Origin of the sequence: Micromonospora sp. WMMD730 (assembly GCF_049178955.1) — a bacterium.
Taxonomy (GTDB): Bacteria; Actinomycetota; Actinomycetes; order Mycobacteriales; family Micromonosporaceae; genus Micromonospora; species Micromonospora wenchangensis.
Map to the genome: position 1 here is coordinate 248,646 of NZ_JBMHML010000002.1, position 12,015 is coordinate 260,660.

At 74.3% G+C, this 12,015-nt stretch carries 11 protein-coding genes; 6 read left to right on the forward strand and 5 right to left on the reverse strand.

Annotated elements, in window-relative coordinates; all coding sequences use genetic code 11:
• Window positions 1–52: 52 nt before the first annotated feature.
• Entirely contained in the window at window positions 53–1,852 is a 1,800-nt protein-coding gene (locus ACN265_RS01170; RefSeq protein WP_421405767.1) for an NAD-binding protein, read from the forward strand.
• Here the strand turns inward: ACN265_RS01170 and ACN265_RS01175 are convergent, their stop codons facing one another.
• Both ACN265_RS01175 and ACN265_RS01180 read right to left on the reverse strand, forming a co-directional pair.
• Complete coding sequence (locus ACN265_RS01175; protein WP_421405768.1) at window positions 1,853–3,085, reverse strand: APC family permease; 1,233 nt, start codon at window positions 3,083–3,085, stop codon at window positions 1,853–1,855. It abuts the gene before it with no gap.
• Window positions 3,086–3,094: 9 nt separating this feature from the next.
• Window positions 3,095–3,874 (reverse strand): phosphatase PAP2 family protein, encoded by a 780-nt coding sequence (locus tag ACN265_RS01180; RefSeq protein ID WP_421411305.1) that lies wholly within the window; start codon window positions 3,872–3,874, stop codon window positions 3,095–3,097.
• Between the two features lie 144 nt (window positions 3,875–4,018).
• Here ACN265_RS01180 and ACN265_RS01185 point away from each other — a divergent pair, with 144 nt between their 5' ends.
• Window positions 4,019–5,227: a DUF4032 domain-containing protein gene (locus ACN265_RS01185; protein WP_421405770.1), complete on the forward strand. Its 1,209-nt coding sequence runs from the start codon at window positions 4,019–4,021 to the stop codon at window positions 5,225–5,227.
• Window positions 5,228–5,254: 27 nt separating this feature from the next.
• Here the strand turns inward: ACN265_RS01185 and nagA are convergent, their stop codons facing one another.
• The 3 genes from nagA to ACN265_RS01200 are packed head-to-tail and all read right to left on the reverse strand — an operon-like array spanning window position 5,255 to window position 8,225.
• Window positions 5,255–6,364 carry an N-acetylglucosamine-6-phosphate deacetylase gene (gene nagA, locus ACN265_RS01190; RefSeq protein ID WP_421405771.1) on the reverse strand — a complete coding sequence of 370 codons (1,110 nt, stop codon included), beginning with the start codon at window positions 6,362–6,364 and terminating at the stop codon, window positions 5,255–5,257.
• Complete coding sequence (locus ACN265_RS01195; RefSeq protein WP_421405772.1) at window positions 6,361–7,299, reverse strand: ROK family protein; 939 nt, start codon at window positions 7,297–7,299, stop codon at window positions 6,361–6,363. The genes nagA and ACN265_RS01195 overlap by 4 nt, the downstream gene beginning before the upstream one ends.
• Window positions 7,296–8,225, reverse strand: coding sequence for an SIS domain-containing protein (locus ACN265_RS01200; RefSeq protein ID WP_204924688.1), 930 nt, complete (start codon window positions 8,223–8,225; stop codon window positions 7,296–7,298). The genes ACN265_RS01195 and ACN265_RS01200 overlap by 4 nt, the downstream gene beginning before the upstream one ends.
• Before the next feature lie 197 nt (window positions 8,226–8,422).
• On the opposite strand from ACN265_RS01200, the gene ACN265_RS01205 reads away from it, so the two are divergent.
• From ACN265_RS01205 to ACN265_RS01220, 4 genes are all read left to right on the forward strand, one after another.
• Window positions 8,423–9,208, forward strand: a complete 786-nt coding sequence (locus ACN265_RS01205; protein ID WP_204924689.1) for a DeoR/GlpR family DNA-binding transcription regulator — start codon at window positions 8,423–8,425, stop codon at window positions 9,206–9,208.
• Between the two features lie 118 nt (window positions 9,209–9,326).
• Window positions 9,327–10,337 carry an ABC transporter ATP-binding protein gene (locus ACN265_RS01210; protein ID WP_357925993.1) on the forward strand — a complete coding sequence of 337 codons (1,011 nt, stop codon included), beginning with the start codon at window positions 9,327–9,329 and terminating at the stop codon, window positions 10,335–10,337.
• On the forward strand, window positions 10,334–11,347 hold the full coding sequence (locus ACN265_RS01215) for an ABC transporter permease (RefSeq protein WP_204924690.1): 1,014 nt from the start codon (window positions 10,334–10,336) through the stop codon (window positions 11,345–11,347). The genes ACN265_RS01210 and ACN265_RS01215 overlap by 4 nt, the downstream gene beginning before the upstream one ends.
• Window positions 11,348–11,506: 159 nt before the next feature.
• Window positions 11,507–11,941 carry a DUF3263 domain-containing protein gene (locus ACN265_RS01220; RefSeq protein ID WP_307826134.1) on the forward strand — a complete coding sequence of 145 codons (435 nt, stop codon included), beginning with the start codon at window positions 11,507–11,509 and terminating at the stop codon, window positions 11,939–11,941.
• Window positions 11,942–12,015 lie beyond the last annotated feature (74 nt).

Below are 12,015 nucleotides of genomic sequence, written 5' to 3' on the forward strand. Positions count from 1 at the left end.
GGTGCGCTCACCAGGGCTGCGTCCCCGGCGACCGGCTGGCTACCATCCGGGCATGGCCGAACCCCTGCGGGACCGGGCCCGGCGCGCGACCGGCTGGCGGTTACGGATGAACGGCGACACCCGCCCGCACTACGTGGTCTGCGGCAACGACCCGCTGGCGTACTGGGTGGTGCGGGCGCTGCTCGGCACCGACCTGGCCCACGGCCGGGTCCGGATCACCCTGGTGGTGCCGGAACGCCGCCGCTCCGAGGGCCCCGACGGGCGGGACGTCGACGGGGTCCAGGTGGTCCGGGCCGACCGGCTCGACGAGGCCACCTTCCACCGGGCCGGCCTGGCCGGGGCGGACGGGCTGGCCCTGCTGCACCAGGACGACGTGGGCAACATGCACGCCGCGCTCTGCGCGCAGGAGGTCGAGCCCCGGCTGCGCCTGGTGGTCCGGATGTTCAACACCAGCCTCGCCAACGGCCTGCGGCAGCTCTTCCCCGACTCGGCGGTCCTCTCCGACGCCTCGATGGCCGCCCCGGCGTTCGTCGCCGCCGCCCTCGGTGAGGTGGCCCCGACCCACTTCCGGCACGGCGGTCGCACCCTCTACGTGGCCCGCCGCGTCGACGTCCGCCCCGCCGACGTGGTCTGCGGGCTGGCCGTCACCACCGATCCGGAGCTGGTCCGGGTGCTGCCCGCCGACGAGCAGGCGGCCGACGTGGTGCTCGCCGAGGCGACGGGGCAGCCCGCCGGCACCGAGCTGGCGGCCCGCCGGCTGGTCCGGGCCCGACGTCGCCGGCGACCCCTGGCGGTGCTGCTGCGGGCGGTCCGCAGCTTCGCCACCCGCAAGATCGGCATCGCGGTGCTGACCCTGCTCGGGGTGATCGCCCTGCTCGGCTGGCTCAACGCCCGTGCGGTCGCGGTGAGCTGGACGGAGGCGCTCTACCTGACCCTGGTCACCACGCTCAGCGGCCAGGACCCGGACGTCACCAAACCGGCCGCCGCCCAGGTCATGCAGGTCGTGCTCAACCTGGCCGGGTTGGCGCTGATCCCGCTGATCACCGCCGTGGTGGTCGACGGCATCGTCAACGCCCGGCTGGCTCTGCACGCCGGGCGCATCCAGCCGGAACGCACCGGGCACGTGGTGGTCGTCGGGCTGGGCAACATCGGCACCCGGGTGATGGCGCAACTGCACGACTTCGGCGTCGAGGTGGTGGCGATCGACCGCAGCGCGGAGGCGCGGGGTGCGGCGTTGGCCCGGCGGCTGGGCGTACCGCTGATCGTCGGGGACGCGGCCCGGGAGGAGACGCTGCGTTCGGCCTCGGTTGAGCACTGCCAGGCGCTGGTGGTGGTCTCCACCGACGACGGGGTCAACCTGCGGGCCGCACTGAACGGCCGGGCGCTCAACCCGGAGCTGCGGGTGGTGCTGCGGCTCTTCGACGGCGACTTCGCCGAACGCATCCAGCGGGCGTTCGGCATCGGCATCTCGCGCAGCGTGTCCTACCTGGCCGCGCCGTCGTTCGCCGCCGCCCTGCTGGACCGGGCGGTCATCGCCACCATCCCGGTCGACCGGCACGCCCTGCTGGTGGTGGAGGTGCCGGTGGCGGCCGGCGCGGCCCTGGACGGTCGGCCGCTCGGCGCGGTGGCCCGCCCCGGCGAGGTGCGCCTGCTGGCCCACTCCCGGCCCGGCCACAAGACCGACTGGCGGGCCGATCCCCGGATGGTGATCTCGGCGGGGGACCGGCTGACCGTGGTGGCCCGGCGGGCCGGGTTGGGCGCCCTGCTCCGCGAGACCACCCCGCCCCCGCCCCCGCCCCCGGCCCCGCCGCCGCCCGCAGGGGTGCCGGCCTCACGTGATCCGCAGGAGTGACTAGCGGGGTCGGACGGCGTACCAGAGCGCGCCGAGGGCGAGCACCCCGAAACCGGCGAGGACGCTGGCGGTCGGCAGGCTGACCGCGAGCAGTACGCAGCCGACCAGCCCCAGCGCGGCGAGCGCCCGGACGGGCAGCCGTCGGGCCGGGTCCGGGCCCAGGGTCCACGCGGCGGCGTTGGTGATCGCGTAGTAGACCAGCACCGTGCAGCTGGAGAAGCCGATCGCGCCCCGGACGTCGCCGAGCGCCACCACCGCGACCACCACGGCGGCCACGGTCAGCTCCGCGCGGTGCGGGACGGAGTGCACCGGGTGCACGGCGGCCAGCGTCCCCGGCACGTCGGAACGGCGGGCCATCGCCAGCAGGGTGCGGCCCACCCCGGCGAGCAGGGAGAGCAGCACCCCGGTCACCGCCACCGTCGCCCCGGCCCGGACCACCCAGGCCAGGCCGGGCAGCCCGGCGACGGTCACCACGTCGGCCAGGGGCGCGGCGGAGGCGGCCAGCCGGTCGGGGCCGAGCACACCGACCGCGACCACCGCGAGGAGCAGGTAGACCGCCAGCACCACCCCGAGGGCCAGCGGCACCGCCCGGGGGATCGTGCGGGCCGGGTCGCGGACCTCCTCACCGAGGGTGGCGATCCGGGCGTACCCGGCGAAGGCGAAGAAGAGCAGCCCGGCGGCGGTGAGCACACCCCGGGCCGTACCGCCGCCCTCGGCGAGCCGGTCGAGCCGCACCTCCCCGGCGGTCAGGCCGGTCACCGCGACCAGGGCCAGCACCGCCAGCACCACGACCACCAGCACCTTCGTGGCGGCGACCGTGCGGGTGACGCCGCGCAGGTTCACCCCGGTCACCGCGAGCACCGCGCCGACCGCGACCAGCCGGGCCTGCCCCGGCCACAGGTACGCCCCGATGGTCAGCGCCATCGCCGCGCAGCTCGCCGTCTTGCCGACCACGAAACCCCAGCCGGCGAGGAACCCGGCGAACGGGCCGAGGCGTTCCCGGCCGTAGACGTACGTGCCGCCGGACTCCGGGTAGCGGGCGGCCAGCCGGGCCGAGCTGGTCGCGTTGCAGTACGCGACGAACCCGGCCAGCGCCAGCGCCACCAGCAGCCCGGTGCCGCCGGCCGCCGCGGCGGCCGGGGCGAAGACCACGAACACGCCCGCGCCGAGCATCGCCCCGAGCCCGACCACCACCGCGTCGGGTACGCCCAGCCGCCGCCGCAGTCGATCCACCACGGCAGGTTACGGGGCGGAGGTGAACGGGCGGCCTCGATCGGGCGACCGGCCCGGGTCGGCGGTGAACGGGCGGTCCCAGCCGCGTAGCCGGGCCGGTAGCGGCAGGTCGTCCCAGGGGATCCGGTGCAGCAGCCGGTCCAGCAGCAGCCCCAGCAGCAGCCCGGCCACCGAGTCGGTAAGCCAGTGCCAGCCCAGGTAGGTGGTGGTGCACAGGACCACCAGCGGCGGCACCACCCGCACGGCGGTGGCCAGCCGGGGTGGCATCCGCCGGCCGAGGGTCCGCAGCAGCGGGACGAGCAGCAGGGCGAGCACGCCGTACCAGACGATCGCGTTGGCCACGTGCCCCGACGGGTACGACTGGGCGTAGCGGACCGGCAGGTCGTGCTGGAACAGCGGCAGGGTCTGCTCCGGGGGCAGGAACGGTTCCTTCATGCTGGCGCTCGGGGCCGGGCGGGCCGTCCACACCTTGAGCGGGCCGATGGTGAGATAGGTGAGCACGAAGGCGACCACCGGCGGCAGCACCGGGCGCACCGAGCGCAGTCGGACGGCCAGCAGCACCCCCAGGGCGGCGGCGAGCAGCGTCAACGGGGTGCCCTGGCCGAGCAGGTTGAGCACCCGGGCGACCCAGTAGGCGGCGGTCGGCCGGTGTGCCCCGGCCCAGTCGGCGACCGCCCGGTCGACGCCGAACAGGTGGTCGGTGGCGAGCGCCCCGGTCAGCGCGACCAGGGCGGTGAGCAGCAGCAGGTCCGGCCACCAGCCGGCCGGGCGGACCGGTCTGAGCCGCACCCCGCCGCGTACCGTCGTGGTTCGCTCCCGCACGCGATCACGCTACCGGCCGGCCCGGGGGGCCGTGGTGGCACGGCCCGGGTCGATGTGTGCCGAACCACGAAGGGAAGCGTCGGACGGGGGACACCCGGCACACTTGTCCCCGTGCGGATCACCTCGGCCCTCGTCGACCCGGCGCTGCTCGACCTTCCCTGGTCGACGCCGCTTACGCAGTGGCCCGCCCGGCACCTGGTGGCGCTGCCGCAGGGCATCTCCCGGCACATCGTCCGGTTCGTCCGCCTCGGCGACTACGTGTACGCGGTCAAGGAGACCGGGGAACGGGTCGCCGAACGCGAGTACGACCTGCTGCGGGTGCTGGAACGGATCGACTTCCCGTCGGTGGAGGCGATCGCGATCGTGGCCGACCGGCAGGCCGACGACGGCACCCCGCTGGACCCGGTGCTGATCACCAGGCACCTCCAGTTCTCGCTGCCCTACCGGGCGCTGTTCTCCCGCACGCTGCGTCCGGAGACGATGGGCCGGCTGCTCGACGCCCTCGCCGTGCTGCTGGTGCGGATGCACCTGACCGGCTTCTTCTGGGGCGACTGCTCGCTGTCGAACACCCTGTTCCGGCGGGACGCCGGGGCGTTCGCCGCCTATCTGGTCGACGCCGAGACCGGCGCGCTGCACCGTTCGCTGTCCAACGGGCAGCGCGGTGAGGACCTGGAGATCGCCCGGGTCAACATCTTCGGTGAGGCACTGGACCTCCAGGCGGCCGGGCTGCTGCACGAGTCGATCGACCCGGAGGTGGTCTGCGAGGAGGTCGTGCAGCGCTACGAACGGCTCTGGCACGAGATCACCTACGAGCAGCAGGTCGAGCGGGAGGCGCGGCACGACATCGAGCGCCGCATCCGCCGCCTCAACGACCTCGGCTTCGACGTGGCCGAGGTGGCCCTGTCGACGGTCGACGACGGGCGGTACCTGGTCCGCCCGAAGGTCGTCGACGCCGGCTACCACACCCGGCGGCTGATCCGGCTCACCGGCCTGGACGCCGAGGAGAACCAGGCCCGCCGGCTGCTCAACGACCTGGACGCCTACCGGGTGGAGAGCGACCTGACCGACGAGCAGCAGGCGGCCCACCGCTGGCTGACCGAGGTCTTCGAGCCGGTCGTCCGGGCCGTCCCCGCCCACCTGCGGCACAAGCTGGAACCGCAGGAGATCTTCGCGCAGATCATCGAGCACAAGTGGCTGCTCTCCGAGCGGGCCGGCCGGGACGTGGGGATGGGTCCGGCGGTGCAGTCCTACCTGGCCGACGTGCTGGTGCACCGCCCCGACGAGCAGGCCGTCCTGGGCGTCGAGGTCCCCACCGTCTGACCTGCCCGCCCCCGCGTGCGAGCGGGGTCAGTCGAGCCAGGTGCCGGCGCGCATCACCCTGACCACGGTCAGCTCGTCGTCGAGCACCACCAGGTCCGCACGGCGGCCCGTCTGGAGCGCGCCGACCCGGTCGCCGAGGCCGATGGCGCGGGCCGGGGTGGTGGCGACCATGCGTACCGCGTCGGTGATCGGGATGCCGGCGGTGACGGCGTGCCGCAGCGCCGCGTCCATGGTGAGGGTGCTGCCGGCGATCGCCCCGTCCCGGGCCAGCCGGGCCACCCCGTCGGCCACGGCGACCGGCTGGCCGCCCAGCTCGTACTCGCCGTCGGGCATCCCGGCGGCGGCCATCGCGTCGGTGACCAGGGCGATCCGCTCCGGGCCGGCCACGGAGGCGGCGAAGGTGAGCATCCCGTCGTGCAGGTGCACCCCGTCGGCGACCAGCTCGCAGACCACGTTCGGGGCCTCCAGCAGGGCCACCACCGGGCCCGGTTCGCGGTGGTGCAGCGGGCGCATCCCGTTGAACAGGTGGGTGCCGACGCTCGCCCCGGCCGAGACGGCGGCCCGGGTCTGCTCCCAGGTGGCGTCGGTGTGGCCGACGGCGGCGACCACCCCGTGCGAGGTGAGCAGCTTGATGGCGTCCAACGCGCCGGGGCGCTCGGGGGCCAGGGTGACCATGCGGACCGCCCCGCCGCCCTCGGCGACGAGCCGGCCCAGCTCGTCGGTGGACGGGTCGCGGAGGAACTCCGGGTTCTGCGCGCCGCACCGGGCCGCCGACAGGTACGGCCCCTCGAAGTGGATGCCGGCCAGTACCCCCTCGCGGACCAGCGGCGCGAACGCGGCGGTCGCCGTGCGCATCAGCTCGAACGGCGAGCTGACCAGGCTGGCCAGCAGGGTGGTGGTGCCGTGCCGCCGGTGGAACGCGGCGGCGGCGCGGGCGGCGTCGGCGTCACCGGTGGTGAAGGTGTGCCCGCCCCCGCCGTGGGTGTGCATGTCCACGAACCCCGGCATGATCCAGTGCCCGTCGCGCTTGGCCGGGTACTCGGCGACGGCGGTGATCCGCTCGCCGTCCAGCTCCACGCACCCCTGCCGGATCACGCCGGTCGGGGTCACCACCTTGCCGGTCACCCGCTGGGTCATCGTCTCTCCAGACTGTCGAGGGCGAGCAGGGCGGCACCGAGGCAGCCGGCCTCGTCGCCGAGGGCCGCCGCGACCAGGCGCGGCTCCCGATGGAAGGTCATCCGTTCGTGCAGGGCCGCGCGGAGCGGGTCGAGCAGTTGCCCGCCGGCCCGCGCCAGGCCGCCGCCGATGACCATGGTGTCGACGTCGTAGAGCGCCTGCCCGGTGGCGAGCCCGTCGGCGAGCGCCTCGACGGCCTCCCGCCACACCCGCCCGGCCAGTTCCTCACCGGCCGCCGCGCGCCCGGCCACGTCGGCCGCGCTCGCCGTCACCCCGGCCAGTTCGGCGTAGCGGCGGGCCACGGCCGAGGCGGACGAGACGGCCTCCAGGCAGCCGGGCCGGCCGCAGCCGCAGCGCGGGCCGTCGGGGCGTACCAGGATGTGGCCGATCTCGCCGGCCGCACCGTGCGCGCCGACGGCGGCCGACCCGGCGACCACGTGCGCGGCGGCGATGCCGGTGCCGATCGCGACGAAGAGCACGTGCCGGGCGTCCCGGCCGGCACCGAGCCGGGCCTCGGCGATCCCGCCCACCCGCACGTCGTGGCCGAGCGCCGCCGGCAGCCCGAGCCGCGCCCCCACCAGATCCCGCAGCGGTACGTCCCGGAAGCCGACGTTGGCCGACCAGACCGCCACCCCGGCGGCCTCGTCGACCACCCCGGGCACGGCGACGCCGCAGGCCACCGGGGTCGACCCGGCGGCGCGGGCCCGGTCGGCCAGCCCTTCGGCGACGGCGAGGACGGTCTCCACCACGGCGTCCGGGCCGCGTCCGGCGTCGGTCGGATGCCGTTCGGCGTGCAGCACACTGCCGTCGGGGCGGACCAGGGCGCACTTCATGCCGGTGCCGCCGACGTCCAGCGCGACGACGACCCGGTCGTCGCCCGGCGGCCCGTCGGTCATGCCAGCACCACGGAACGGGTCAGGTGCCGGGGCGCGTCCGGGTCCAGCCCCCGGCTGGTCGCCAGGGCCACCGCGAAGCGTTGGGCGAGGATCAGGTCGGCCATCGGGTCGACCGGGGTCCGGCCGGCCGCCCAACTGCCGAGCACGGTGTGGCAGCCGTGGTGCCGGCTGTGCACGAACGCCGCCCCGGTGGCCGCCACGTCCTCCGGCAGGCCCTCGGGCAGCTCCCCGAACGCCCAGACCAGCCGGCCGGGGCCGGCGATCGAGATGGGGCCGTGCCGGTAGTCCATCGCCGGGTACGCCTCGGCCCAGAAGGTGGCCGCCTCGCGGCACTTCAGCGCGGCCTCCTGGGCCAGCCCGACCGTCCAGCCGCGACCGAGGAAGGTGGCCTGGTCGATGCGGGCCGGGTCGAGCGGCAGCGGGGCGCGGACGGCGACCTCGGCGTCGGCGGCCAGCGCCTCGACGTTGTCGCCGAGGTGGGCGCGCAGCAGAGCCAGGGCGGTGGTGGCGAACCGGGTCTGCACCACGGAACGCTCGTCGGCGAAGGGCATCGGCACGGCCGTGTCGGCCAGCGTGACGGCGGGCGACCCGGGGTCGCCGACCAGGACGGTGGTGGGGGTCCGGCCGCGCAGCGCGGCGAGCAGGTCGAGCACCTCGGTGGTGGTGCCGGAGCGGGTGACCGCGATCAGCCGGTCGTAGCGGCGCTCGGCGGGGAACTCGCTGGCCTGGAAGGCGTCGGTCTCGCCGTGGCCGGCCCGTTCGCGCAGCCCGGCGTACGCCATGGCCATGAACCACGAGGTGCCGCAGCCGACGACGGCGACCCGCTCTCCGGGGCGGGGGAGGGCGCTGGCGACGGTGCCGGCGAGTCGGGCCGCCTCCCGCCAGCAGTCGGGCTGGCTGGCGATCTCCGCGTCGACGTACGCCATGGGGAACTCCTCGCACAGGGGAGGGAGGTGCGCAATACGGCTCATTACCACCGTCTTTCGCGCGCTATTCTGCGCGAAACGAGGTGCGCGTGGCAACCTGCCCCCGGATCGCGCAGTCGGGGGTTTTGCGCACTGCGAGTTTCGCGCACTACTGTGCACGCATTCGATCACCCTTCGTGCAGAGTCGGAGGCCCCCCGTGGACCGGTACGCCAGGTGGAACGCTCTGCTCGAAATGCTCACCGACAGTGGTCGGGTCAGCGTCGAGGAGGCCGCCGAGCGGCTGGACGTCTCCCAGGCGACCATCCGGCGCGACTTCGACCAGCTCGCCCAGCAGCAGATGATCACCCGGACCCGGGGTGGGGCGGTCGCCAACGGCGTCTCGTACGACCTGCCGCTGCGTTACAAGACGGCCAAGCACTCGGCTGAGAAGCAGCGGATCGGGGCGGCCGCCGCCGCGCTCGTCTCGCCCGGCACCGTGGTCGGCCTCAACGGCGGCACCACCAGCACCGAGGTGGCCCGCGCCCTGGCCGTCCGCCCCGACCTGAACACCAGTGCCGAGGGTGCCCAGCTCACCGTGGTCACCAATGCCCTGAACATCGCCAACGAGCTGCTGGTGCGCTCCCGGATGAAGGTGGTGGTCGCCGGGGGTGTGGTGCGACCGAAGTCGTTCGAGCTGGTCGGGCCGCTGGGTGGGGCGCTGCTGCGCGAGGTCACCCTGGACGTCGCCCTGTTGGGCGTGGACGCGCTCGATCCCCAGTTGGGTGCCGCCGCCCACCACGAGGGTGAGGCGGCGATGAACAACCTGATGGTGGCGCGGGCCAAGCGGGTGGTGATCATCGCGGACTCGTCCAAGCTGGGCGGTCACGCGTTCGCCCGGATCTGCCCCGTGGAGCGGGTGGAGACCCTGGTGACCGACTCCGGGGCGGCCCCGGAACTCGTCGATGCGTTCCGCGCCGCCGGAGTGGCCGTCATCTGCGCCTGAGTGACCCGTTGATACACCGTCGGTAGTAATTGAGCGCCGATGCATACCGGGTATTGCCCTGGCGGGTATACCGAGTATGGTGACCGCTGTCATCAGCCACCATCGGGGGAGGCGCAGCTTGTCGGCTGTCCTGGAGATCGAAGGTCTACGTAAGACGTACAAGAGTCGCCGGCGTGGGGTCCGCAACGCGCTGGACGGCTTCGACATGCGGGTGGAGGCCGGTCAGGTGCACGGCTTCCTCGGCCCCAACGGGTCGGGCAAGACCACCACCCTGCGTACCCTGCTCGGGCTGATCCAGCCCGACGGCGGGCGGATGGCCATCCTCGGCCACGAGGTGCCCGGCGCACTGCCCACCGTCGCCGGTCAGGTCGGCGCGATCGTGGAGAGCCCGCAGTTCTTCCCGCACTTCTCCGCCCGGGACACCCTGTCCCTGCTGGCCGGGGCCGGCGACGTCCCCGCCGTACGGGTCGACGAGGTGCTCGAACTGGTGGGGCTGCGGGACCGGGCCGGCGAGCGGGTCAAGACGTACTCGCTCGGCATGAAGCAGCGGCTCGCCGTCGCCTCCGCCCTGCTCAAGAACCCCAAACTGCTGATCCTCGACGAGCCGGCAAACGGTCTCGACCCGGGCGGCATCCGGGAGATGCGCACCCTGATGCGCACCCTCGCCGAATCCGGGATGACCGTGGTGCTCTCCAGCCACATTCTCGGCGAGATCCAGCTCATCTGCGACGAGGTCACCATCATCTCGCTGGGCCGCCGGGTCGCCGCCGGTCCGGTGGAGCAGGTGCTGGCCCAGCACTCGCACGGCGGCGTACGGGTGCGGCTGGACGCCGCCGAGGACCTCGCCGCCGCCGCCGAACTACTCGGCCGGGCCGGCGTCGCGGTCACCCGCCACCCGGACCACCTGATGCTGGCCGGAGTGGACAAGCCGGCCGCGGTCAGCCGGCTGCTCGCCGAACAACACCTGTACGTCAGCGAACTGGCCCCGGTCGCGGTGGACCTGGAGAGCGTCTTCCTGGAGATCACCGCCACCGCTCCGGTCCCCGGTCAGCACCGCCAGGTCGACCAGTCCGCCAAGATCGGCGAGCCGGGCCACACCGCCGGCACCACGGGAGGGTGGGGCGCATGAGCCTGTACGTCACCGAACTGCGTCGGCTGGCCAAGCGCCGGCTCACCCGGGTCATGCTGGTCCTGCTCGTCCTCGGCCTGGCCGGCATCGTCACCGCCTTCACCTTCTCCAGCCACAAGCTCTCACCGGCCGTGATCGCCCAGGCGCAGGCGGAGTCGGACGCGAACTTCCGGGACGCCGTCCGGGAGTGGGAGCGGTCGATCGCCGAGTGCGACGCGGCCAAGGCACGCGGCGAGCAGACCGACGAGCGGTACGGCCCGAACTGCGGCCGGGACTGGAAGCCCACCGCCGAGATGTTCGACCCGAAGTGGAACCTGCCCTACCAGTTCGACTTCCGGGCCGAGTTCGGCAACTTCATCGCCATCTTCGCCGGGGCGGTGGCGTTGTTCGGCTTCCTGATCGGCGCCTCGTTCGTGGGCGCCGAGTGGAGCACCGGCGGGATGATGAACCTGCTGCTGTGGCGGCCGAAACGGCTCACCGTGCTCGGCACCAAACTGGCCGCCGTGCTCACCACGCTGACCGGGGTGACCGTGGTGCTCGGGGCGTTGTGGACCCTGGCCTTCTGGCTGATCGCCACCTTCCGGGGAACCACCGAGAAGGTCACCTCCGGGGTGTGGCAGTCCGCCGGGATCAGCGGCCTGCGGGCGCTGGCGATGATCCTCGCCGCCGGTGCGGTGGCCTTCGCCCTGGCGTCCCTGGGCCGGCACACGGCGATGGCACTCGGGGTGGCCGTGGGGGCCGGGGTGATCAGTGAGATCGGCATCCGGATCGCCACGACGATCGCCGAGGTCCGGTTCGGTGACCGGTGGGTGCTGTCCACCTATGCGCTGGCCTGGTTCCAGAAGCAGTGGGCGCTCGTCGACTACCGCTCCTGCGAACTCGTCCAGGGCGAGTGCACGCCCAAGGAGCTGCTGGTGACCTGGCAGGACTCGGCGCTGGTGTTCGGCATCGGCACCGCCGTGGTGATGGTCGCCGCGTTCTGGATGATGCGCCGGCGGGACATCACCTGATCGGGGTGCCGCCCGGTTCGGGCGGCACCCGAGGGCGACGGGCCCGGGTCGACCACGTGTCGAGCCGGGCCCGTCCGTCGTCCGGAAGCGTCGCCCACCCTGGTTAAGCTGGGTTTCCCCGGCCGGTACGCCCGGTCGTCCACCCTGCCGAGGAGCGCCGTGCCGCCGCCCACCGACGCCATGCCGCCCGTGCCCCCCGCCGACCCCCCACCGCCCGCCGACGTCCGGTCCGCGCCGCCGCCGGTGCCGTCGCCCCGGCCGGCACCGGAGGACGACGCGTCCTCACCCCCCGACGCCGACGTACCGTCGCCCCGGTCCGGACCGGCGGCCGGGTCGGCCGGTGCGCGGGCGACGGCCGGCGGCGACGAGCTGACCGAGCGGGAGCGGTCGATCCTCGCCTTCGAACAGCAGTGGTGGCGGCACGCCGGGGCTAAGGAGCAGGCCATCCGGGACACCTTCGGACTGTCCGCGACCCGCTACTACCAGTTGCTCAACGCCCTGCTGGACCGCCCGGCCGCGCTGGTCGCCGAGCCGCTGCTGATCGGCCGGCTGCGCCGGCTGCGCGCCTCCCGCGCCCGCAACCGCCGCCGCTGAGCCCTGCCCACGCTGACAGCGGAGCGTGAGGTTCCCAGCTCCGGTGGGACGACCGGCCGATACCTCCGACCGGA